Raw genomic sequence first — 22564 nt, forward strand, 5'->3', positions numbered from 1 at the left:
CTGGCGGAAGAGGTCACGGCCGGTCTGACCGGTATGGAGGTCCCGCTGCGGGTCGCGGTGATGGGCTGCGTCGTCAACGGTCCCGGCGAGGCCCGCGAGGCCGACCTCGGCGTCGCCTCCGGCAACGGCAAGGGCCAGATCTTCGTCAAGGGCGAGGTCATCAAGACCGTCCCCGAGTCGAAGATCGTGGAGACCCTCATCGAAGAGGCCATGAAGCTGGCCGAGCAGATGGAAGAGGCGGGCGTCGCCTCGGGCGAACCGTCCGTCTCGGTCGCGGGCTGACACCCGCGACCCGAGCCGTCTGCCTGTCCGGGGCCGACGAGCACCCGTCGGTGCCGGGCCGGGGCATCCGGCCCGTCGGGTGTCGATGGCCCGGAGGAACGACTTGGCGCCGGGCCAGGACATCCAGCCCGTCCGGCGTTTGAGGAGGAGGCCCGTTCAGGGCCGAAGCGGGGGCCCGGGGGCGGGCAGCCCCCGGAGGACGGCACGCCACCCCACGCCTTCACGGCGAACGAACGCGGACCGAACGCAGGGCGGCACCGCAAAGCTTCCGCAGGTACAGTGCGGAGATCAGCCAGACCTGAGTGTGAGGCCCCGCGCGTGTTGACCCAGACCACCTCCCGGGTCCTCGAACCGAGCGACCTGGACGCCGCGCTCGCCGTCCTCGACCGCGAGCCGGTCGCCAACGCCTTCGTGACGTCCCGCGTTCAGGTCGCGGGCCTCGACCCTTGGCGCCTCGGCGGCGAGATGTGGGGCTGGTACGAGGACGGCATGCTGACGTCCCTGTGCTACGCGGGCGCCAACCTCGTCCCGATCTGCGCCGGCCCGCGCGCGGTGCGGGCCTTCGCCGACCGGGCCCGCCGCGCCGGCCGCCGCTGCTCCTCCATCGTCGGCCCCGCCGAGCCGACGACCCAGCTGTGGCGCCTCCTCGAACCCCACTGGGGCCCCGCCCGCGAGGTGCGCGCCCACCAGCCCCTCATGGTCACCGACCGCATGCCCGACGACATCGCCCCCGACCCCTACGTCCGCCGCGTCCGCAAGGACGAGATGGACACGATCATGCCCGCGTGCGTGGCGATGTTCACCGAGGAGGTCGGGGTCTCCCCGATGGCCGGCGACGGCGGACTGCTGTACCAGGCCCGCGTCGCCGAACTCGTCGGCTCCGGCCGCTCGTTCGCCCGCCTCGACGAGCGGGGCAAGGTCGCCTTCAAGGCCGAGATCGGCGCGGCGACGTCCCAGGCCTGCCAGATCCAGGGCGTCTGGGTCGCCCCCGAGTACCGCGGACAGGGCCTCGCCGCCCCCGGCATGGCGGCCGTCCTGCGCTACGCCCTGGCCGACGTGGCCCCCGTGGCGAGCCTCTACGTCAACGACTTCAACACCGCGGCCCGGCGGACCTACCGCAGGGTCGGCTTCCAGGAGGTCGGCGCCTTCACGAGCGTGCTCTTCTGACGCCCCTGTAGGCTCCCGCCATGGACCTCGTCATCGGCCCCCTGGACCTTCCCGCCCACGTGGACGAGGCCCTGAACGTCCAGGCCGTCGCCTTCGGGCTCGGCCCCGACGAGGTCGCCGTCAGACGCCAGATCGTGCTGCGCCACATGACGAACCCGGGCGCGCGCGCCTTCGGAGCGACGACGTCCGAGGGCCGTCTCGTCGGCTTCGTCTACGGCATGCCCAACGACCGCACCCACTGGTGGTCCACCGTCGTCCAGCCCTATCTGCGGGCCCAGCACCACGAGCACTGGCTCGACGACTCCTTCGTCATCACCGAACTCCACGTCCACCCCGCCCACCAGAACCGCGGCGCGGGCCGGGCCCTCATCACCACCATCACCGACACCGCGAGCGAGCCCCGCTCGATCCTCTCAGCGATCGACATCGAGAGCCCCGCCCGGGCCCTCTACCGCTCCCTCGGCTACCGGGACCTGGCCCGGCGCGTCCTCTTCCCCAGCGCCCCCCGCCCCTACGCGGTGATGGGCGCCCCCCTTCCGCTGCTGCGAGCGCGATAACCGATTTCCGGGCATGCCGCGCTCCCGGCTAACCTCCTAGCCAACACCCTCCTCCGCTCCCGGGCCCCGTTCCGAGCGGGGGTACCCCATCGGCAGGAGTACGACAACCATGGCCAACGCACCGGTCCAGCGCATGTCCCAGTTGATGGCGAAGACGCTGCGCGACGACCCGGCGGACGCCGAGGTCCTCAGCCACAAGCTCCTCGTCCGTGCCGGCTACGTCCGTCGCACCGCCGCCGGCATCTGGTCCTGGCTGCCCCTCGGCAAGAAGGTCCTCTCCAACGTCGAGCGCATCGTGCGCGAGGAGATGGACGCGATCGGCGCCCAGGAGGTGCTGCTCCCCGCCATCCTGCCCCGGGAGCCGTACGAGGCCACCGGGCGCTGGGAGGAGTACGGCGCCGAGCTGTTCCGCCTCCAGGACCGCAGGGGCGGCGACTACCTGCTCGGCCCGACCCACGAGGAGATCTTCACCCTGCTGGTGAAGGACCAGGCGTCCTCCTACAAGGACCTGCCGGTGATCCTCTATCAGATCCAGAACAAGTACCGTGACGAGGCCCGCCCGCGGGCCGGCATCCTGCGCGGCCGCGAGTTCCTCATGAAGGACTCCTACTCCTTCGACACCGAGGACGAGGGCCTCGCCCACTCCTACGCCCTGCACCGCCAGGCCTACCAGCGGGTCTTCGAGCGCCTCGGCCTCGACTACCGCATCTGCGCCGCCACCGCCGGCGCCATGGGCGGCTCGAAGTCCGAGGAGTTCCTCGCCCCGGCCGAGGCCGGCGAGGACACCTTCGCCGACTGCCCGAACTGCGACTTCGCGGCGAACACCGAGGCGATCACCTACGAGCTCGCGCCGGTGGACGCCGCCGGCGTCGCCGCGCTCGAGGAGATCCCCACCCCGGACACCCCGACCATCGAGACCCTCGCCGCCCACCTCGGCGTCCCGGCCTCCGCCACGCTCAAGAACCTGCTGGTGAAGGTCGACGGCGAGATCGTGGCCGTCGGCGTGCCCGGCGACCGCGAGGTCGACCTCGGCAAGGTCGAGGCGCACTTCGCGCCGGCCGCCGTCGAACTGGTCACCGCCGAGGACTTCGTCGGGCGCCCCGACCTGGTGCGCGGCTACGTCGGCCCGCAGGGCCTCGGCGACAAGGTCACCTACATCGCCGACCCGCGCGTGGCGCCCGGCACCTCCTGGATCACCGGCGCCAACAAGGAGGGCACGCACGCGAAGAACGTCGTCGCGGGCCGCGACTTCGAGGTCGGCGCCTACGTCGACGTCGTCGTCGTCCAGGAGGGCGACCCCTGCCCGAAGTGCGGCACGGGCCTGAAGCTGGACCGCGCCATCGAGATCGGCCACATCTTCCAGCTGGGCCGCAAGTACGCCGACGCCCTCAAGCTCGACGTCCTCGGACAGCACGGCAAGCCGGTCCGCGTCACCATGGGCTCCTACGGCATCGGCGTCTCCCGCGCGGTCGCCGCCCTCGCCGAGCAGACCGCCGACGACAAGGGCCTGTGCTGGCCCGCCGAGGTCGCCCCGGCCGACGTGCACGTCGTCGCCGCCGGCAAGGCCCTTCAGACCGAGCTGGCGCTGGAGGTCTCCGAGAAGCTGCGCGCGGCCGGTCTGCGCGTCCTGGTCGACGACCGGGCCGGCGTCTCCCCGGGCGTCAAGTTCACCGACTCCGAGCTGATCGGCGTGCCGCAGATCCTGGTGGCGGGCCGTCGCTCCGCCGAGGGCGTCCTGGAGCTGAAGGACCGCAGGACCGGCGAGCGCGAGGAGCTCACGGTGGACGAGGCGATCGCCCGCCTCACCGCCTGACGCACGAGCCGCCCCGCGGGGCCGTCAGAGCCCACCACGGCCCTGACGGCCCGCGGAGGCGTGGACCGCGCCCAGGGTGGGCGTATCGACATGTCTACCGGGGTTGCCCGGTCGGCCACGGGTCCTGTGCGCGGGGCGCGGAACTCGCTTTGGGCGACGGAGCGATCGGGCCTCACGCTCCCGCCATGCGCGGACGGCCGCTGCCTGCGCACTCCGACACCGCAGTACCGACCGGTGTATCGACATGTCGACCAGGACTTCCGGTCCGTCGCGGGGTCTGCGCGCCGGGGGCGGGACTCACGCCGGGGCGGCGGTCACAGCCAGCTCGCGAACTCCAGCAGGAGTTCCGCGTCCCGGGGCCGGCCGACCCGCATCGCCCGGATCCCGGACTCCACCGCGCGGAAGAGCGTCCAGCCGCGCACCCGCTCGCCGTCCAGCTCCAGCGACTCCGCCAGCTTGCGCACCCGCCGCCGCGTGGTCGCCGCTCCCGAGGGGGAGCCGATCAGGTCCTCCACCCGGTCGCGCACCAGCCGCGCCAGGTCGAACGCGCACTCGCCGACCACCGGATCCGGGCCCACCGCCAGCCACGGCGACCGCTCGGCCGCCAGCACCTTGCTCTGCCGGAACGTGCCGTGCAGCAACCGCACCTCCGGTGCCGTCCCCACCAGTTCCTCGCGGGCGGCGAGCGCCTCGTCCACCAGAGCCGCCATGGCCGGCCCCGCCCCGACGGCGGTGCTCCGCATCGCCTCGGCCTGCCGGCCGGTCCGCTCGGCGACCGTCTCGAAGACCTGACCGGCCGGCGCCGGCACCCACAGCCGGCGCAGCGTCCCCGCCGCCTCCAGCAACGCCTTCGCCTCCGGCAGGGACCGCACCGACACATCGGGGTGCAGCCGTTCCAGGAGCAGCGCCCCCGCCGTCTGCGGCCCCTCCAGCGCCTGCACGGCGCCCAGGCCGTCCCAGTGCGCGAGTGCGGCCCGCTCGGCCTCCGGGCGGAAACGCGGCGGGGCCAGCTTCAGCACGGCCGGCGTCCCGTCCGCCCGGCGCACCAGCACCACCAGGCTGGACCTGCCGCCCGGCACCTGCACCCGGTCGACGGTCAGCTCGCGCAGGGCGACGGCCTCGCGGACCGTCTCCGGCAGCCTCTCCAGCCAGCCGTCCCCGTCCGGCGCCGTCTCACCGAGCGCCTTGACCAGACGCTGCGGCGGTGCGAAAGCCATGCGCGAGTCGTCCCCTTCCGTGCTTGCGGCCCGGCCGTCGGTCACCCCGGCGTCGCCGCCGTCGCCGCCGCAGGGGGCGCGGCGGGCGCCGCCGTCGTGGCGGGCGCCGGGTGCGTGGCCGGATCCGTGCCGTCCCGCTCCGCGAGACCAGGGAAGGCTACGCTGCCGCCGCGCCAGCGCGCCGCCCGCACCGCCGCCTCCCGCAGCGCGGCCGCCGCCTCCCGGCGCCGTGCGGCGCCGGTCGCCCGCACCAGGTCCGAGTACACCCCGGCCACGCGTCCCTCCAGCTCGGCGGCGAGCCGCACGGCCGCGGCGGAGTCCTGCACCGGGAACGGCAGCGCGTACCCGGCGCTCGCCGCGACCGGTTCGGCGCCCATGGCCCGCACCTCGCGCGCCAGCGCGTCACGTCGCGCCCGGTGCGTGTCGTAGCCCGCCCGCGCCTCGGCCCGCCGGGGCTCGCCCACGCGCCCGCCCACGACCCCGTAGCCGTACACGGCGGCATGCTCGGCGGCCAGCGCCGCCTGCAACGCGGTCAGCTCCGCACTCGTCTCCGCGCTCATCGCGTCCCCTCCGTCAGCAGATAGGCGTGGGCCGCTCCGGCCGCCGCCACGGAAGCCAGCAGCCGGGCCGGTTCACCCGGGAGTTCCCCCAGTTCCGCGGCCCGGCGGTCGGCCAGCGCCCGCTCGGCCCCGGCCAGCTGCGCCAGCGCGTCCTTCTCGAGCACCGGGACGGGGGACGGCACGGGCGAGGGCGGCGGGGCCGCCGCCGGACCAGTGGCGGAAGCCGTGGGCGCGCCTGCCGCCGGACCGGTGGCGGAGGCGGACGGCGCCCCGGTCGCGGGGGCGGACGGCGACGGGGACGGACGCCGGACGCCGCCGAACGCCTCCACGTGCCGGACCACCTCCGCCCGCAGCGGCCCCAGCAGCCCCACCAGCCCCGGATGGACGGCGAGGACGGCGTCGTACCGCGCCACCAGGGCGTCGCTGTCCACGGCCGCACGCGCGCGTGCCCGCTCGGTGACCCCGGGGCTGCCGCTCGCGTCCGCGCCGCCTTCCCGTCCGCCGTCGGCGCCCGACGAGCAGCCGGCGAGCAGCGCCGCTCCCGCGGCGGACGCGAGCAGGGATCTTCTGCGCGGTCCCGACGGGGCGCGCGGGGGGAGGGGGAGCGGCACGGCGGACGTCCTCGGGAACTCGTACGAAAGAAACACCACGAAGGGCGGCAGGCCCGTGATCACCGTACCCGCGCGCCGCTTCCGCACCACTCAGCGGCACCGCGCGCGCGAGCGTCCGCCACCCTCCGTGCACAGGTGGACGGCAACACACCCTGCGACCGGATACCCTTTGACCAGACACGCGCACCGTCCCACAACAGCACACGCGGCCGAGGAGTCACCCGGATGAGCACCACCCACAGCGAGAGGCTGCGAGAGCTCCTGGAACCGCTCGTCGCCTCCCAGGGACTGGATCTCGAAGAGATCACCGTGGACTCCGTAGGGCGCAAGCGGGTGCTGAGCGTGGTCGTCGACTCCGACACCGGGGCGGACCTGGACCAGATCGCCGATGTGAGCCGCGCGCTCTCGGCGAAGCTCGACGAGACGGACGCGATGGGTGAGGGCGAGTACACCCTCGAGGTCGGCACCCCGGGCGCGGAGCGCGCCCTCACCGAACACCGGCACTACGTGCGCGCCACCGGCCGGCTGGCGCGGTTCCGGCTGGCCGACGGCGGCGAGCTGGTCGCCCGGATCCTCCGGGTGGACGACGACGGACTCGACGTCGAGGTGCCGGGCGTGAAGGGCCGCAAGGCCACCGCCCGCAGGGTCGCCTTCGGCGACGTCGACGCCGCGCGCGTGCAGGTCGAGTTCAGCCGCAAGGACAAGCACGACGAGAACGAGAAGGAAGAGGAGGCGTAGCCGTGGACATCGACATGAGCGCCCTGCGGGGCTTGGTACGGGAGAAGGAGATCTCCTTCGACCTGCTGGTCGAGGCGATCGAGTCGGCCCTCCTCATCGCCTACCACCGCACCGAGGGAAGCCGCCGCCACGCACGCGTGGAGCTCGACCGGCAGAGCGGGCACGTGACCGTGTGGGCGAAGGAGGACCCCGAGGACCTCGACGAGGGGCAGGAGCCCCGCACGTTCGACGACACCCCGTCGGACTTCGGCCGTATCGCCGCCACCACGGCCAAGCAGGTCATCCTGCAGCGCCTGCGCGACGCCGAGGACGACGCGACGCTCGGCGAGTACGCCGGCCGTGAGGGCGACATCGTCACCGGCGTGGTCCAGCAGGGCCGCGACCCGAAGAACGTGCTCGTCGACATCGGCAAGCTGGAGGCCATCCTGCCGGTGCAGGAGCAGGTCCCCGGCGAGACGTACACGCACGGCCTGCGCCTGCGGTCGTACGTCGTCCGGGTGGCGAAGGGCGTGCGCGGCCCGTCCGTGACCCTCTCGCGCACGCACCCCAACCTGGTGAAGAAGCTCTTCGCCCTGGAGGTGCCGGAGATCGCCGACGGATCGGTCGAGATCTCCGCGATCGCCCGCGAGGCCGGTCACCGCACGAAGATCGCCGTCAGGTCCACCCGTTCGGGCCTGAACGCCAAGGGCGCCTGCATCGGCCCCATGGGCGGCCGGGTGCGCAACGTGATGGGCGAGCTGAACGGTGAGAAGATCGACATCGTCGACTGGTCCGACGACCCGGCCGAGATGGTGGCCAACGCGCTCTCCCCGGCCCGGGTCTCGAAGGTCGAGGTCGTCGACCTCGCGGCCCGCTCCGCGCGCGTGACCGTGCCGGACTACCAGCTGTCCCTGGCGATCGGCAAGGAAGGGCAGAACGCCCGGCTGGCCGCCCGCCTGACCGGCTGGCGCATCGACATCCGTCCGGACACCGAACAGCCGGAGGAATAGATCTCGGCCTGTGGTGGCTGAGATCACGTCAGAGTTCGTCACGGCACGTGTTCGATTCCTGCCCCATTGGGGTGAGGTCGGCGCGGGGAGGTAGACTTGACTGTGTCTGGCCGGACGCACGCCGGAGCATGCCCTGAACGCACCTGTGTGGGGTGCCGGAAGCGGGCGGCCAAGACGGAGCTGCTGCGCATCGTGGCGATCAAGGACGCATGCGTCCCCGATCCTCGCGGTACGCTGCCCGGCCGGGGTGCGTATCTGCATCCCGCCCCGGTCTGTCTCGACCAGGCGGTGCGCCGCCGGGCGTTCACGAGGGCGTTGCGAGCCCCGGGATCGCTCGACACGAACGCGTTGCGCCAGTACGTCGAGCAGACGAACGTCGCCGAACAGGCGACACCGTAAGAAGGCGTCTCACGGAAACCCCCGTGCGGCTCCGGTACCCCGCGAGTTGGAAGTAGGTCGAGATTGCGATGAGCACTCGATGAGCACGCGATGAGTACGCCCATGAAGTAGCGACGGTCCGGACACACCCGGACCTAAAAGGAGCGAAGTGGCTAAGGTCCGGGTATACGAACTCGCCAAGGAGTTCGGGGTTGAGAGCAAGGTCGTCATGGCCAAGCTCCAGGAACTCGGTGAATTCGTCCGTTCGGCGTCTTCGACCATCGAAGCGCCCGTTGTCCGCAAACTGACTGACGCCTTCCAGGGCGGCGGCAAGCCCGCGCCCCGCAAGGCAGCCCCCAGGCCCGGCGCGCCCTCTCCGGCGCAGGCGGCCCGTCCGGGTCCGGCCGCGCCTCGGCCGGCCGCCCCCAAGCCTCCCGCGGCGCAGACGCCCGCGGCTCCGGCGGCTCCCGCCGCCCCCGCCGCCCCGTCGGCTCCCGCGCCGGCGGCCTCCGGTCCGCGTCCGGGCCCCAAGCCCGCGCCGCGTCCGGCCCCGGCCGCCCCGGAGTTCACCGCTCCGCCGGCCGCTCCGGCCGCCCCCGCGGCTCCGGCCCAGTCGTCCGCCCAGCGGCCGGCCTCGCAGGGCCCGCGCCCCGGCGCGCCGCGCCCCGCCGGCCGTCCCGCGCCCGGTCAGGACCGTGGCGAGCGCGGTGACCGCGGTGACCGCGGCCAGCGTCCGGCCGCCGCTCAGGGGCCGCGCCCCGGTGGCGCGGGCGCCCCGCGTCCGGGCGGTGCCCGTCCCTCGGGTCCGCGTCCGGGCAACAACCCCTTCACGTCCGGCGGCAACGCCGGCATGGCGCGTCCGCAGGCGCCCCGTCCGCAGGGCGCCCCGCGTCCCGGCGGCCCGGGTGCTCCCGGCGCCGGTCCCCGTCCCCAGGCCCCCGGCGGCCAGGGCGGCGGTCCCCGTCCGCAGTCTCCGGGCGGAGCGCGTCCGAGCCCGGGCGGGATGCCCCGTCCCCAGGGCGCAGGCCCCGGCGGCCCCCGTCCCGGCGGCGGTCCGCGTCCCAACCCCGGCATGATGCCGCAGCGTCCGGCTGCCGGCCCGCGTCCCGGCGGCGGCCCCGGCGGCCGCGGTCCCGGCGGCGCCGGTCGTCCCGGCGGCGGCGGTCGTCCCGGTGGCGGCGGCGGCTTCGCCGGTCGTCCCGGCGGTCCCGGCGGCGGCGGCGCCCGTCCCGGTGGCGGCGGCGGTTTCGCCGGTCGTCCCGGCGGTCCCGGCGGCGGCGGTGGCTTCGGCGGCGGCGGTGGCCGTCCCGGCTTCGGCGGTCGTCCCGGCGGTCCCGGTGGCCGTGGCGGCACGCAGGGCGCCTTCGGCCGTCCCGGCGGTCCCGCGCGTCGCGGTCGCAAGTCGAAGCGTCAGAGGCGCCAGGAGTACGAGGCCATGCAGGCCCCGTCGGTCGGCGGCGTGATGCTGCCTCGCGGCAACGGCGAGACCATTCGCCTGTCGCGCGGTGCGTCCCTCACCGACTTCGCCGAGAAGATCAACGCCAACCCGGCGTCGCTCGTCGCGGTGATGATGAACCTCGGCGAGATGGTCACGGCCACGCAGTCCGTCTCCGACGAGACGCTGCACCTCCTCGCCGGCGAGATGAACTACACGGTTCAGATCGTCAGCCCCGAGGAGGAGGACCGCGAGCTGCTCGAGTCCTTCGACATCGAGTTCGGCGAGGACGAGGGCGACGACGAGGACCTGGTGGTCCGTCCGCCGGTCGTCACCGTCATGGGTCACGTCGACCACGGAAAGACCCGACTGCTCGACGCCATCCGCAAGACGAACGTCATCGCGGGCGAGGCCGGCGGCATCACCCAGCACATCGGTGCCTACCAGGTCTCGACCCAGGTCAACGAAGAGGACCGCGCGATCACCTTCATCGACACCCCGGGTCACGAGGCGTTCACCGCCATGCGTGCCCGTGGTGCCCGGTCGACGGACATCGCGATCCTGGTCGTCGCGGCCAACGACGGCGTCATGCCGCAGACGGTCGAGGCGCTCAACCACGCCAAGGCGGCCGAGGTCCCGATCGTCGTCGCGGTCAACAAGATCGACGTCGAGGGCGCCGACCCGACCAAGGTGCGCGGTCAGCTCACCGAGTTCGGTCTGGTGGCCGAGGAGTACGGCGGCGACACGATGTTCGTCGACATCTCCGCCAAGCAGGGTCTGAACATCGACTCCCTGCTGGAGGCCGTGATCCTCACCGCCGACGCCTCGCTCGACCTGCGGGCCAACCCCAGCCAGGACGCGCAGGGCATCTCGATCGAGTCCCGTCTCGACCGCGGCCGCGGCGCCGTGGCCACGGTCCTCGTCCAGCGAGGCACCCTGCGGGTCGGCGACACGATGGTCGTGGGCGACGCCTACGGCCGCGTGCGCGCCATGCTCGACGACAACGGCAACAACGTCGCCGAGGCCGGCCCGTCGACGCCGGTCCAGGTCCTGGGCCTGACCAACGTCCCGGGTGCGGGCGACAACTTCCTCGTCGTCGACGAGGACCGCACCGCCCGCCAGATCGCCGAGAAGCGCGCCGCCCGCGAGCGCAACGCCGCCTTCGCCAAGCGCACGCGCAGGTTCTCCCTGGAGAACCTGGACGCCGCCCTGAAGGCCGGCGAGGTCCAGCAGCTGAACCTGATCATCAAGGGTGACGCTTCCGGTTCGGTGGAGGCCCTCGAGTCCTCCCTGCTCCAGCTGGACGTCGGCGAAGAGGTCGACATCCGCGTCCTGCACCGCGGCGTCGGTGCGGTCACGGAGTCGGACATCGACCTGGCCATGGGCTCGGACGCCATCGTCATCGGCTTCAACGTCCGCGCTGCGGGCCGCGCGGCGCAGATGGCGGAGCGCGAGGGCGTGGACGTCCGGTACTACTCGGTCATCTACCAGGCGATCGAGGAGATCGAGGCGGCCCTGAAGGGCATGCTGAAGCCGGAGTACGAGGAGTTCGAGCTGGGCACGGCGGAGATCCGCGAGGTCTTCAAGTCGTCCAAGCTCGGCAACATCGCCGGTGTCCTCATCCGCTCGGGCGAGGTCAAGCGCAACACCAAGGCGCGCCTCATCCGCGACGGCAAGGTGGTCGCGGAGAACCTCAACATCGAGGGCCTGCGCCGCTTCAAGGACGACGTCACCGAGATCCGCGAAGGCTACGAGGGCGGTATCAACCTCGGAAACTTCAACGACATCAAGATCGACGACGTCATCGCGACGTACGAGATGCGCGAGAAGCCGCGGGTGTAATCACCCGAGGTACGTACCGGCCGGCGGGGATCGCTCCCTGCCGGCCGGTACGGCGTCCGGCACACGCGCGCGGGAAAACCCCGTCGAGCGGCCGCCGGGAACGCTGTACCGTTCTCGATGTCCCTGTCCCACGGCGGCAGGGCCATCGATCCCGTACCGGCGGGTGAACCGGATACACATGTACGTGGGGACTCTGTCCTTCGACCTCCTCCTCGGCGACGTACATTCGCTGAAGGAGAAGCGCTCCGTCGTCCGTCCCATCGTCGCCGAGCTCCAGCGCAAGTTCGCGGTGAGCGTGGCCGAGGTGGACGACCAGGACCTTCACCGCAGGGCCAGGATCGGCCTCGCCGCGGTCTCGGGCGACGCGGAGCACCTGACCGACGTGCTGGACCGGTGCGAACGGCTGGTCGCCGGCCGCCCCGAGGTGGAACTGCTGTCCGTCAGACGGCGTTTCCACGGCGAAGACGACTGACGACCGACCGACCACGCGAAACGCAAGAACGCGCGACAGCGCACACAAGCAGAAGAAAGAACGGGAGACGGAGCAGTGGCCGACAACGCGCGCGCCAAGAGGCTGGCGGACCTCATCCAGCAGGTGGTGGCCCAGAAGCTGCAGCGCGGGATCAAGGACCCGCGGCTCGGCTCCCACGTCACCATCACGGACACCCGGGTCACCGGCGACCTCCGCGAGGCGACCGTCTTCTACACCGTGTACGGGGACGACGAGGAGCGGGCGGCCGCGGCCGCCGGCCTGGAGAGCGCCAAGGGCGTCCTGCGCTCCGAGGTCGGCCGGGCCGCGGGCGTGAAGTTCACGCCGACGCTGGCCTTCGTCGCCGACGCCCTGCCGGACAACGCCCGCACCATCGACGACCTCCTCGACAAGGCGCGCGCCGCCGACGAGAAGGTCCGCGAGGTGTCCGCGGGCGCCGGCTACGCGGGCGACGCCGACCCGTACAAGAAGCCCGGCGACGAGGACGAGACGGACGACTCCGCCTGATGAACCGCAAGCCGACCCCGCCCGACGGCCTTGTCATCGTCGACAAGCCGTCGGGCTTCACTTCGCACGACGTCGTGGCCAAGATGCGCGGGATCGCGGGCACCCGCCGCGTCGGCCACGCCGGCACGCTCGACCCGATGGCCACGGGCGTCCTCGTCCTCGGCATCGAGAAGGCGACCAAGCTCCTCGGGCACCTCGCGCTCACCGAGAAGGAGTACCTGGGCACGATCCGGCTCGGCCAGACGACCCTGACCGACGACGCCGAGGGCGAGATCACGGGGTCCACGGACGCCTCGAAGGTCACCCGGGACGCGATCGACGCGGGCATCGCCCAGCTGAGCGGCCGCATCATGCAGGTGCCGTCCAAGGTCAGCGCCATCAAGATCAACGGCGTCCGCTCCTACAAGCGGGCCCGTGACGGCGAGGACTTCGAGATCCCGGCCCGCCCGGTCACCGTCTCGTCCTTCTCGGTGTACGACGTCCGTGACGCCGTCGCCGAGGACGGCACCGCCGTCCTGGACCTGGTGGTCTCCGTCGTCTGCTCCTCCGGCACCTACATCCGGGCCCTCGCCCGCGACCTGGGCGCCGGACTCGGCGTCGGCGGCCACCTCACCGCCCTGCGCCGCACCCGGGTCGGCCCCTACAAGCTGGACTCGGCCAGAACGCTCGACCAGCTCCAGCAGGAGCTGAGCGTGATGCCCATCGCCGACGCGGCCGCCGCCGCGTTCCCCCGCTGGAACGTGGACGTCAAGCGGGCCCGGCTGCTCCTCAACGGCGTACGCCTGGAGATGCCCGAGGAGTACGCCGACGCGGGCGCCGTGGCCGTCTTCGACCCCGAGGGCCGCTTCCTGGCCCTGGTGGAGGAACAGAAGGGCAAGGCGAAGAGCCTGGCCGTCCTCGGCTGACCCGCTCCCGCCCCGGTCACCCGCGCGGCCGCCGTCCCGGTCGCCGTGCGGGTGCCCACAGGGGTGGCGGTGCGGTCCCGCCCCCGTCCCCTCCCGTGGAGCGGCGGGCACGGGGTGGTGCTGCGCCGCCGCTCCACGGTCCCCCCTCGGTTCCCCCACCTCCAGCGTGTGTCGGACGGCCCCGGATCATTCACCCGTCCGGACGGGCGCTCGGAGTGAACCGAGGGAGTGCAGGGGGGCGCTTTCGCCCGGCGATCCGTCCCGCTGATCATCTCCGCCTACCGTCGGACGCAGGACACGCGGGCGCGGCGGGAAGGTACGACGATGGCGGGACGGGGCCCGCGGGCACCGTGGCACGACGGCGGGCGCGGCACGCCCCAGGACGCTCCGCAGGACGCCACCCGTACCGCGCCGGAGGTCACCCGTACCGCCGCCCCGGACGCCGTTCCCGGACTCGTCCGCATCAGCGACCACACCGGCCGGCCGCGCGGCGCCGGGTTCGTCGCCGACCACCACGGCACGGTGGTCACCGGCCACGAGGCGGTCGACGGCCTGTCCCGGCTCGTGCTGCACGCCGACGGCGACCGCACGTGCACCGTCACCGCAGACGCGGTCATCCCGCTGCCCGGCCTCGGCCTGGCCCTCGTGCGCACCGAGGGCCTCGGCACGGACCCCCTGCCGGTGACCGTGCGGGACGGCGTGGAGAGCGGCAGATACGTCCGGCTGGCCGCCGGCTGCTGGCGCGAGGCCAGGGTCCTGGCCGAGACGAGCGCGACGTACCCGGCGCCCGGCCACCCTCACCGCCTCGACGGCGTTCTGGAGCTGGCCATCGGCACCGCCGGCCGGGACGCGCTGCGGCAGGGCGGCGGCGCGGCGGGCGGGCCGGTCCTCGACGCCCGGACCGGCGCGGTCGTCGCCGTCCTGAACACCGCGCTGCGCCGCGACGACCGCGACGCCTGCTTCGCCGTGCCGCTGCGGCCCCGCACGGGCACGAACGGCGACCGGCGGGACGAGAACCGGGACGAACCGGTCACGGCGTCACCGACGGCCCCGACGGCGACAACGGCAGCGGCGTCGACGGTGGCAACGGCCTGGGGGACTCGGGGGGCCGGCCGGGCGGCGGAGGAGCTGCCCGCGCGGGCGGGGGAGGCGGATTCCTCCGACGGCGCGGGAAGGCCGGGGGAGGCGGCGATCACGGCCGACGGCGCGGCGACGCCGAGGGCGGGAGCCCCGGCCCACGGAGCCCGGACGCCGGGGGGCGCGGGACCGACCGTGATCCAAGCTGGCGCCAGGGCGGCGCGGGCACGGCCCGAAGGACCCCTCGCCGAGCTGCTCGCCCGCAACGCGGCCACCGTCCCCGCGTACGGCGCGGACCTCAACCTGGCGGCCGTCCTGGAGCTCACGGCGACGTCCGTCGGCTCGGACGGTCCGCAGGCCGCGCTGCGCCACTCACTCGACCGCGCCGGGAACGGATCCCGCACCGCCGCCTCCGAGCCCGTCGAACGCGCCTTCCCCACCCGGGAGTTCGCGCGGTTCGCGGCGAGCGCGGCCACCGTCCTCGGCCTGGTCGGCGCTCCGGGCAGCGGCCGAACGACGGAACTCGCCGCCCTCGCCGCCCGCCGCGCCAGGGGCGACCGGCCCGCGCCCACCCTGTGGCTGCGCGGCGCCGACCTGCGCGACGAGGACGCGTCGCTCGCCGACGCGGCCCGCCGCACCCTGGCCAGGGCCGCCCGCATCGTGACCGCCTCGCGACCGGCCCCGGCCCCGGCCCTCTCCCCGGCGGGCTCCTGCGTCCAGGCCGCGGCCGGCGACGTCACCCCCGAACGCCTCGCCCGCCTCGCCCACGCCGTCGGACGACCGCTGCTGATCCTCCTCGACGGCCCTGAGGAGATGCCCCCGGTCCTCGCGCACCGGCTCACCGAGTGGACCGAGGGCACGGCACGATGGCTGGCGGAGACCGGGGCCCGGCTGGTGGTGGCGTGCCGGAAGGAGTACTGGGAGCACGCGGGCGCCCTGTTCCCGCCCGCGACGCTGCACGGATCAGCGCCCCCGGGCGATCCGCTCCCGCCCTGCGTCCGGCTGGGCGACTTCACGCCCGAGGAGGCGCGCGAGGCCCGCGCCCGCCACTGCCTTCCCGAGGGCGCGCTCGCCTTCCCCGACGACCGGCACCCGCTCACCCTGCGCCTGCTCGGCGAGGTCCGGGCCGCGCTCCCCGGCCCGCCCGGACCGGACCCCGTCGACCGCGACGACGTCCTGTCCGCCCACCTCGACCTGATGTGCCTGCGCGTCGCGGTCCGCCTCGCCGCCGCGAACGGGCTGCGCGGCAACGCCGTACGACGCCTCGCGGCCAAGGTCTCCGGCCAGGTGCACGAGGCCGCCCGGCGCAGCCTCGGGCCGGGACAGGGCGGCCTGGACCGGGCGTCGTTCGAGGACGTCTTCCCCTGGGGACCCGCGCCCGCCCGCCTCGGCGGCGCAGCCGGCTGGGCGTCCGCCGTCCTCGCCGAGGGCCTCCTCGTGCCGGCCGGCGACGGCTACCGCTTCGCCCACGAGGAACTGGCCGACTGGATCCAGGGCGCCCACCTCGACCTGGACGAGGCACTGCGCGCCCTGGTCCACCGCTGCGACACCCCCGAGGACGGCCGCCCGCTGCCCGTCCCGCACCACCGCATCGGCCCCGTCGTCCAGGCCCTGCTCCTCCTCGCCCGCCAGCAGGGCCCGCACCGGCTCGCCGCCCGGCTCCGCGAGTTGACCCACGCCCTGGAAGCCGACCCGGACTCCTGGTGGGCCGCCCGCCTGCTCACCGAGACCCTGCTGCGCGTCCCGGACGCCGCCCCCTACACGGCCGTCCTGCGCCTGATCGCGGACCTGATCGGCGCCGGCGCCGCGGACGCCCTGCGGTCCGCCGACCTCGGCCCCGCCTTCTGGACGCGGCTCGCCCTCCCGCCCGACGCCCGGCTCGACCTGCTGCGCCGCCTGGTCCTCGCCGACGGCGCCCCGCACGACGCGGAAGCCCCCCGCTACCTCGACGCCGTCGCCGGCCTCCTCGCAGCCGACCCCCGCACCGTACAGCCGCACCTCACGCACTGGTTCGACGACGAGCGGCCGCTGCCCGCGACCCCGCACGCGACCGTGGCGACGGCGGCGCAGGCACTGCTGCACACCCACCGCCACCGAGCGCCCGACGACCTCACCGAGGCCCTCGCCGACTGCGCCCACCCCCGCGCCGACGAACTGCTCGCGGTGCTCGCCGAGGACGAACCGTCCGCGCTGTGCCGGGCCGTCGACCGATGGGCGCACGACGAGCGGCCCGCCCGGCGGGCGGCGGCGGCGACCCACGCGCCGCACGTCGCACCGCACGTGCGCACGGAACGGGACCGCCTGCTGCTGCGCCGCGCCGCCCGCGCCCTGCTCGCCCGCCCGGCCGACCGCACCCTGCACGGCGGCGTCCTCGCCGTCCTCGTCCGGGACCCCGAGACGCGCGCCCACCACCTCGCGCACGCCCTGGAGCGGTTCGCGGCGCGGGACCCGCGGCTGCCCCCGGAGGCCCTGCTCACCGCCCTGAGCACCCACCCCGAGCCGGTCCTGCACGCCCTCCGCGCCCGCCTGCACACCCCCGTCCGCCCGGCGCCCCACCGGCGGACGGACACGGGTCGGACGGGCCGTCGCCTGCCGCAGGCAGAGACGGAGACGGAAACAGGGGCGGAGACGGAAACAGGAGCGGAGACGGAAACAGGGGTGGAGAGCATCCTGAACGCGCTCGTGGAGACCGCCACCCCCGCCCTGGCCCCCCGGATCGCCGCGTTCCTGCGGGAGACGCTCGAACCGCGGCCGGAGTGCGCCGGACGTCTGGCCGAGTCCGTGGGCCGGCGCATCGACGACGGCCCGACCGCGCGCGCCCTCGTCCTCCCGCTGGTCCGCGCCCTGCTGGACGCAGACCAGCCCGAGCAGGCGCGGGCCGCCCTGGCCGGGATGCTGGCCGCTCCCGGCGGCGCGCCGTCCGAGCCCCTGCGCCGCGAGCTCCTGGACCACCTCCTCACGCACGAACGCGCCCCGGCCGTCCTGGCCGCCGTCCTCTACGGGTCAGCCGGGCGCGACGGCGAGGACCTGCGCGCACTCGTCCACCGCACGGGTCTGCTCCTCGTCCGCACCCCGGACGGCGCGACGCGCTTCGACCGCGGCCTGGTCGACCTCGGACGTCATGTGCCGGGATTCGCCGCCCAGGTGGTGGACTGGCTCGCCCGGGAGCCGGGGGAGTGGGCGGCGGTGGTCGGACCCAGCGCCCGCCGCACCCTGGAGAGCCTGGCGGGAGGGCGCGTGCCCGCGTGAGCGCACCGGACGCACCGGACAGGCCGTGGGCGCGCCGCGGCGGACTCCGTGTGCCGGGTCACACCTCCATGCCGATGCGGGTCCCGAGCACCCGGCATGGCACCCTTAGACCTGCGTAAGAGACAACAGTGGATACGGACACGGGTTCGAGGAGCGGTCACAGTGCAGCGCTGGCGTGGCTTGGAGGACATCCCCGAGGACTGGGGACGCAGCGTCGTCACCATCGGGTCCTACGACGGGGTCCACCGCGGGCACCAGCTGATCATCCGGCATGCCGTGGACCGCGCCCGTGAGCTGGGCGTTCCCGCGGTCGTCGTCACGTTCGACCCGCACCCCAGCGAGGTCGTCCGCCCCGGCAGCCACCCGCCGCTGCTCGCCCCGCACCATCGCCGCGCCGAGCTGATGGCGGAACTGGGCGTGGACGCGATCCTGATCCTGCCCTTCACGACGGAGTTCTCGAAGCTCTCGCCTGCCGACTTCGTGGTGAAGGTCCTCGTCGACAAGCTGCACGCCAAGGCGGTCGTCGAGGGACCCAACTTCCGCTTCGGCCACAAGGCGGCGGGCGACGTCGACTTCCTCACCGAGCAGGGCAAGGTCTACGACTTCGACGTCGAGGTCGTCGACCTGGTGCTGTGCGGAGACGCGGGCGGCGGGCAGCCGTTCTCCTCGACGCTGACCCGGCGACTGGTCGCCGAGGGCGACCTCGCGGGCGCCGCCGAGATCCTCGGCCGCCCGCACCGGGTCGAGGGCGTCGTGGTGCGCGGGGCCCAGCGGGGCCGCGAACTCGGCTTCCCCACAGCGAACGTCGAGACGCTCCCGCACACCGCGATCCCGGCGGACGGCGTCTACGCGGGCTGGCTGCACGTGGCCGGCGAGGCGATGCCCGCCGCGATCTCCGTCGGCACGAACCCGCAGTTCGACGGCACGGAGCGCACCGTGGAGGCGTACGCCATCGACCGCGTGGGCCTCGACCTCTACGGACTGCACGTCGCCGTCGACTTCCTCGCCTTCGTGCGCGGCCAGGCCAAGTTCGACTCGCTGGAAGGCCTGTTGGAGCAGATGGCGCGGGACGTGCAGCGCTGCCGCGAACTGGTGGCGGCGCAGCAGCCGTAGCCGCCTCGCGGTCCGACCGTGAACGGCCGAAGGGCGGCCGGTGTCCCAGGACACCGGCCGCCCTTCGCCGTCACCGACCACCGCTCGCCGCGGCGGCCGCCCCTTGACGGCTACTGCTGCGGAGGCTGCTGCCCGGGCTGCGGCGCGTGGGGCTGCTGCGGGTAGCCGTAGCCCGGCGGGGGATACCCCGGGTGCGGCTGCTGGGGCTGGGGCTGCTGCTGGGCCTGCGGCGGCTGCTGGTGCGGATAAAAGTGGCCCGGCTCCTGCGGATAGGGCTGCCCCTGCTGGGGGTAGGGCTGGCCGGGGCCGGGCTGCGGAGCGTGCGGGTACGGCTGGGCCGCCTGCGCCGGATACGGCTGCCCGGGCACCGGCTGACCCGGCGTCTGCTGACCCGGCATGGGCGGGGCGGCCACCGGGGGCGGGTTGCCGTCGCTGGTCCACAGCCCCTGGCGCTGCTGGTGACGGATGAAGTCCTCCGCGACCAACGCCGTCAGGTTGAAGTACGCCTCGCGCACCTTGGGCCGCATCATGTCGAGGTCGACCTCGGCGCCGGCGGCGAGGTGCTCGTCGAAGGGCACGACGACGACACCGCGGCAACGGGTCTCGAAGTGCGCCACGATGTCGTCCACCTTGATCATCTTGCCGGTCTCGCGCACCCCGGAGATGACGGTGAGGGACCGTGAGACCAACTCGGCGTACCCGTGCGCCGACAGCCAGTCCAGCGTGGTGCTGGCGCTGCTCGCACCGTCGACGGACGGCGTGGAGATGATGATGAGCTGGTCGGCGAGGTCGAGCACACCGCGCATGGCGCTGTAGAGCAGACCGGTGCCCGAGTCGGTGAGGATGATCGGGTACTGGTTGCCGAGCACGTCGATCGCGCGCCGGTAGTCCTCGTCGTTGAACGTCGTCGAGACGGCCGGGTCGACGTCGTTGGCGATGATCTCCAGGCCGGACGGCGCCTGGGAGGTGAACCGCCGGATGTCCATGTACGAGTTGAGGTACGGGATCGCCTGGACGAGGTCCCGGATCGTCGCCCCGGTCTCGCGGCGCACCCGACGTCCGAGCGTCCCGGCGTCCGGGTTGGCGTCGATGGCGAGGATCTTGTCCTGGCGCTCGGTGGCCAGCGTCGCCCCGAGGGCGGTGGTGGTCGTCGTCTTGCCCACGCCGCCCTTGAGGCTGATCACCGCGATCCGGTAGCACGACAGCACCGGCGTGCGGATCAGCTCCAGCTTGCGCTGCCGCTCGGCCTCTTCCTTCTTGCCGCCGAGCTTGAACCGGGACGAAGCGGCGGCGGGCCGCCCGCTCTTCGCCTTCTGCCTCTTGTTGTTGAGCAGCCGGTCGGACGACAGCTCGACGGCGGCCGTGTAACCCAGGGGCGCGGCACCGGGATTGACCGGCTGCCGCTGGTCGTGCTGGATCGGCTGCGGCCACGCGGCCCCGGTCCGCGGGTCGACGGGCTGCTGCGGCATCTGCGGTGCGGTGCCCGGGTGATTCTGCGACGGCACGTCAGCACCGGGCGCGGGCACCGGCGTCTGCGCCTGTGCGGGAATCGGCGCCTGTCTGGGCGCGGGCGCGGGGGCCTGAGGCGCGTACGGGGCCTGCTGCGGAACGCCTCCGGGGAAACCCTGCGGGTGGCCCTGCGGGGCCCCGCTGTGCGGAGTGCCCGGGGGGAACCCCTGAGGAGCGCCCGCCGGGAAAGCCCCGTCCGGCTGCTGCGGAGCCCCCGGCTGGACATCGGGCTGCGGCTGGGCCTGGGCCTGGGGCTGCGGCCGGGGCGCGGGCGGCTGGGGGAAGCCGTAGCCGGGCTGCGCCTGGGGCTGCGGCTGGGGCGCGGGCGGCTGGGGGAAGCCGTAGCCGGGCTGCGCCTGGGGCGCGACGGGGCCGCTGTCGTGCTGCGGGAAGCCGTAACCGCCGGGCGGGGCCGCGGGGCCGGGCGCCGCAGCGCCGGGCTGGGGGAAACCGTAGCCGGGCTGCGGGACGGGGGGCGCCTGCTGGGCCGTCGGCGCGGGCGCCGGAGGCTGCGGGAAGCCATAGCCGTCGGGCGCGGGCGCCGGGGTCTCGCCGGGCTGCGGGGCGCCGTAGCCGGGCTGCGGTGCTGCCGGAGCCGGCTGCGGGCCCGGCGGATTCCACCCGGCCGGCGCGGACGGAGCCGCCTGCGGCTGAACGGGGGGCTGCTGCGCGGGCGCGGGAGCGGGGACGGGCGCCGAGGCATCGGCCGGCTGCGCCGGCCACTGGGCCGCCGGAACGGGGGCGGCCGGCTCGTACGACGGCGGCAGCGGAGGCAGATCACCCTGAGGGACGGGCGGGGGAGTCCAGACGGGCGGACCGGTGGGCGGAGCGTCCTGAGGCACGCTGTCCTGGGGCGCGCTGCCCTGAGGCGCACCGTCCGAGGGCACGCCGTCCTGCGGCTCCGGGGCGTGCGGGCGCTCGGCAGCCTGCGACGGTTCGGCAGCTTGCGGGGGCTCGGGGACGTGCGGGGGTTCCGGGGCCTGCGGGGCAGCGGTGTCCGACGCAGCCTCGGCGGCGGAGTGCCCGGGGACCGCGTCCCCGACCGCGGGAGACTCCTCGGAAACGGCGACAGCCGCACCCTCGCCCTCCCGAGCCACCGGGTCCTCGGAAGGCCGGGCCCCGGCCGCGCCGGCGCCCAGCCCGCCCGCGTCGTCGGCAGTGTCGGCGGCGTCAGCGGTGGCCTGGGGCTCGTGGGCCCCGCTCGACTCCGTCTGCCCCACGGGCGGCTCGGTCACGTCCGGGGCAGGGACGTGGGCGGGCCGGGAACCCTCCACCGGCCCCTGCGCCCCGTCCGTGCCTCGCTCGGGCTCGGGCGCGACAGGCGCGTCCTTGTCACCCTCGCGCACCTCGGCGGCGGCTTCCTGCGCGGGAGCCACCGGCTCTGCCGCGGCGGCGGCGGCGTGTTCGGCGATCTCCCGCTTGAGGGCGACCGCAGAGAAGCGCATGGTGGCGCCGCTCTCGATGTCGCCGTTCCCGAAGTCCCCGTCCTCTCCTGCCGCTTGCGCGGCCGGAGGCGTCACAGGGCCGGGCACCGGAGCGGTGACGGGCTGGGGGGCCGGAGCCGACGGCGGCCGGAGCTCGAACCCGCTGTCCGCCGGAACGCCGGGCACGGCCTGCGACTGCGGGGCGGACGACATAGGGTGCGCCGGCGGCGGGAGCGGCGCGGGCGCGGCGAACGGGGCCTGCGGCGCCTGCTCCGGAGCGGGCGCCGCAGGGACGGGCCCGGCGGGTGCGGGGGGTGTGACGGCCGCGGGAGGCGTCCCCGGCGGCACGGGCATCTCCGGCGCGAAGGACGCCGCAGGAGCAGGAGCAGGAGCAACCGGAGTGAACGGCGCGCCGGGCTCTGCGGGTCCGGCGGGCGCGCCGGAATGCCCGGCCGCGGGCGCCGCGGGTGTTGCGGGCCCGGTCGCGCCGCTCGGCGCGCCCCCGCCCGCGTTCTGCGTGTACCAGGCCGGCGGCGCGTAGTCGATGGTGAACTCGCCCGTCGCCTCGACGGAGGACTCCGCGTCGGGCTGGTCATCGCCGGGTGTGGCCCAGCCCCCGCGGATCCCGTCCCGATCGCTGCTCACAATTCCTCCTGAAGTGGTCGAGCACCCTGATGCCGTGGCGGGGCGACCGTTTTTCT

General features: G+C 74.6%; 17 protein-coding genes. 13 read left to right on the forward strand and 4 right to left on the reverse strand.

The genetic code is table 11. The features are described from left to right. The 4 genes from ACGFSH_RS33770 to ACGFSH_RS33785 form a co-directional block, all read left to right on the forward strand. On the forward strand, positions 1–282 hold a 282-nt coding region (locus tag ACGFSH_RS33770), incomplete at its 5' end, for a flavodoxin-dependent (E)-4-hydroxy-3-methylbut-2-enyl-diphosphate synthase (protein ID WP_393355340.1). A gap of 318 nt (positions 283–600) precedes the next feature. Then, positions 601–1449 carry a GNAT family N-acetyltransferase gene (locus ACGFSH_RS33775; RefSeq protein WP_393355342.1) on the forward strand — a complete coding sequence of 283 codons (849 nt, stop codon included), beginning with the start codon at positions 601–603 and terminating at the stop codon, positions 1447–1449. A gap of 20 nt (positions 1450–1469) precedes the next feature. Next, entirely contained in the window at positions 1470–2006 is a 537-nt protein-coding gene (locus ACGFSH_RS33780; RefSeq protein WP_393355344.1) for a GNAT family N-acetyltransferase, read from the forward strand. A 109-nt stretch (positions 2007–2115) separates the two neighbouring features. Beyond that, positions 2116–3819: a proline--tRNA ligase gene (locus ACGFSH_RS33785; RefSeq protein WP_393355346.1), complete on the forward strand. Its 1704-nt coding sequence runs from the start codon at positions 2116–2118 to the stop codon at positions 3817–3819. 314 nt (positions 3820–4133) lie between these two features. On the opposite strand, the gene ACGFSH_RS33790 is transcribed toward ACGFSH_RS33785, so the two are convergent. Genes ACGFSH_RS33790 through ACGFSH_RS33800 form a run of 3 tightly spaced genes read right to left on the reverse strand, consistent with a single transcriptional unit; the run spans position 4134 to position 6207 of the window. Next, positions 4134–5036: an aminoglycoside phosphotransferase family protein gene (locus ACGFSH_RS33790; RefSeq protein ID WP_393355348.1), complete on the reverse strand. Its 903-nt coding sequence runs from the start codon at positions 5034–5036 to the stop codon at positions 4134–4136. Between the two features lie 41 nt (positions 5037–5077). Beyond that, positions 5078–5596 (reverse strand): DUF4439 domain-containing protein, encoded by a 519-nt coding sequence (locus tag ACGFSH_RS33795; RefSeq protein ID WP_393355350.1) that lies wholly within the window; start codon positions 5594–5596, stop codon positions 5078–5080. Continuing rightward, positions 5593–6207, reverse strand: coding sequence for a hypothetical protein (locus ACGFSH_RS33800; protein WP_393355352.1), 615 nt, complete (start codon positions 6205–6207; stop codon positions 5593–5595). The genes ACGFSH_RS33795 and ACGFSH_RS33800 overlap by 4 nt, the downstream gene beginning before the upstream one ends. Positions 6208–6432: 225 nt before the next feature. Between ACGFSH_RS33800 and rimP the strand changes: the two genes are divergently transcribed. The 9 genes from rimP (at position 6433) to ACGFSH_RS33845 (ending at position 18930) form a co-directional block, all read left to right on the forward strand. After that, positions 6433–6945 (forward strand): ribosome maturation factor RimP, encoded by a 513-nt coding sequence (gene rimP / locus ACGFSH_RS33805; protein ID WP_393355354.1) that lies wholly within the window; start codon positions 6433–6435, stop codon positions 6943–6945. A 2-nt stretch (positions 6946–6947) separates the two neighbouring features. Further along, positions 6948–7934, forward strand: coding sequence for a transcription termination factor NusA (nusA, locus tag ACGFSH_RS33810; protein WP_329414193.1), 987 nt, complete (start codon positions 6948–6950; stop codon positions 7932–7934). A gap of 102 nt (positions 7935–8036) precedes the next feature. After that, positions 8037–8333 carry a YlxR family protein gene (locus ACGFSH_RS33815; RefSeq protein ID WP_393355387.1) on the forward strand — a complete coding sequence of 99 codons (297 nt, stop codon included), beginning with the start codon at positions 8037–8039 and terminating at the stop codon, positions 8331–8333. Positions 8334–8481: 148 nt separating this feature from the next. Continuing rightward, the gene (gene infB / locus ACGFSH_RS33820; RefSeq protein ID WP_393355356.1) at positions 8482–11589 is read left to right on the forward strand and encodes a translation initiation factor IF-2; all 3108 of its coding nucleotides are present in this window, start codon (positions 8482–8484) and stop codon (positions 11587–11589) included. 178 nt (positions 11590–11767) lie between these two features. Next, the gene (locus tag ACGFSH_RS33825) at positions 11768–12061 is read left to right on the forward strand and encodes a DUF503 domain-containing protein (RefSeq protein WP_393355389.1); all 294 of its coding nucleotides are present in this window, start codon (positions 11768–11770) and stop codon (positions 12059–12061) included. 75 nt (positions 12062–12136) lie between these two features. After that, positions 12137–12586: a 30S ribosome-binding factor RbfA gene (gene rbfA / locus ACGFSH_RS33830; protein WP_054239652.1), complete on the forward strand. Its 450-nt coding sequence runs from the start codon at positions 12137–12139 to the stop codon at positions 12584–12586. Continuing rightward, on the forward strand, positions 12586–13491 hold the full coding sequence (gene truB / locus ACGFSH_RS33835; protein WP_393355358.1) for a tRNA pseudouridine(55) synthase TruB: 906 nt from the start codon (positions 12586–12588) through the stop codon (positions 13489–13491). The genes rbfA and truB overlap by 1 nt, the downstream gene beginning before the upstream one ends. 324 nt (positions 13492–13815) lie before the next feature. Further along, positions 13816–17817: a serine protease gene (locus tag ACGFSH_RS33840; protein ID WP_393355360.1), complete on the forward strand. Its 4002-nt coding sequence runs from the start codon at positions 13816–13818 to the stop codon at positions 17815–17817. Positions 17818–17979: 162 nt separating this feature from the next. Next, positions 17980–18930: a bifunctional riboflavin kinase/FAD synthetase gene (locus tag ACGFSH_RS33845; RefSeq protein ID WP_393355363.1), complete on the forward strand. Its 951-nt coding sequence runs from the start codon at positions 17980–17982 to the stop codon at positions 18928–18930. Positions 18931–19040: 110 nt separating this feature from the next. Here ACGFSH_RS33845 and ACGFSH_RS33850 read toward each other — a convergent pair whose 3' ends face one another. Further along, a complete protein-coding gene (locus tag ACGFSH_RS33850) occupies positions 19041–22508 on the reverse strand; it encodes an SCO5717 family growth-regulating ATPase (protein WP_393355366.1) in 3468 nt (1155 codons plus the stop codon). Positions 22509–22564: the final 56 nt, after the last annotated feature.

Source organism: Streptomyces sp. NPDC048481 (genome assembly GCF_043200075.1).
Taxonomy (GTDB): Bacteria; Actinomycetota; Actinomycetes; order Streptomycetales; family Streptomycetaceae; genus Streptomyces.

Coding starts and splice junctions, on each gene's coding strand:
- ACGFSH_RS33795 (WP_393355350.1), bottom strand. CDS start 5,596: ATGAGCGCGGAGACGAGTGCGGAGCTGACCGCGTTGCAGGCGGCGCTG.
- ACGFSH_RS33825 (WP_393355389.1), top strand. CDS start 11,768: ATGTACGTGGGGACTCTGTCCTTCGACCTCCTCCTCGGCGACGTACAT.
- ACGFSH_RS33785 (WP_393355346.1), top strand. CDS start 2,116: ATGGCCAACGCACCGGTCCAGCGCATGTCCCAGTTGATGGCGAAGACG.
- ACGFSH_RS33790 (WP_393355348.1), bottom strand. CDS start 5,036: ATGGCTTTCGCACCGCCGCAGCGTCTGGTCAAGGCGCTCGGTGAGACG.
- ACGFSH_RS33840 (WP_393355360.1), top strand. CDS start 13,816: ATGGCGGGACGGGGCCCGCGGGCACCGTGGCACGACGGCGGGCGCGGC.
- truB (WP_393355358.1), top strand. CDS start 12,586: ATGAACCGCAAGCCGACCCCGCCCGACGGCCTTGTCATCGTCGACAAG.
- rimP (WP_393355354.1), top strand. CDS start 6,433: ATGAGCACCACCCACAGCGAGAGGCTGCGAGAGCTCCTGGAACCGCTC.
- ACGFSH_RS33780 (WP_393355344.1), top strand. CDS start 1,470: ATGGACCTCGTCATCGGCCCCCTGGACCTTCCCGCCCACGTGGACGAG.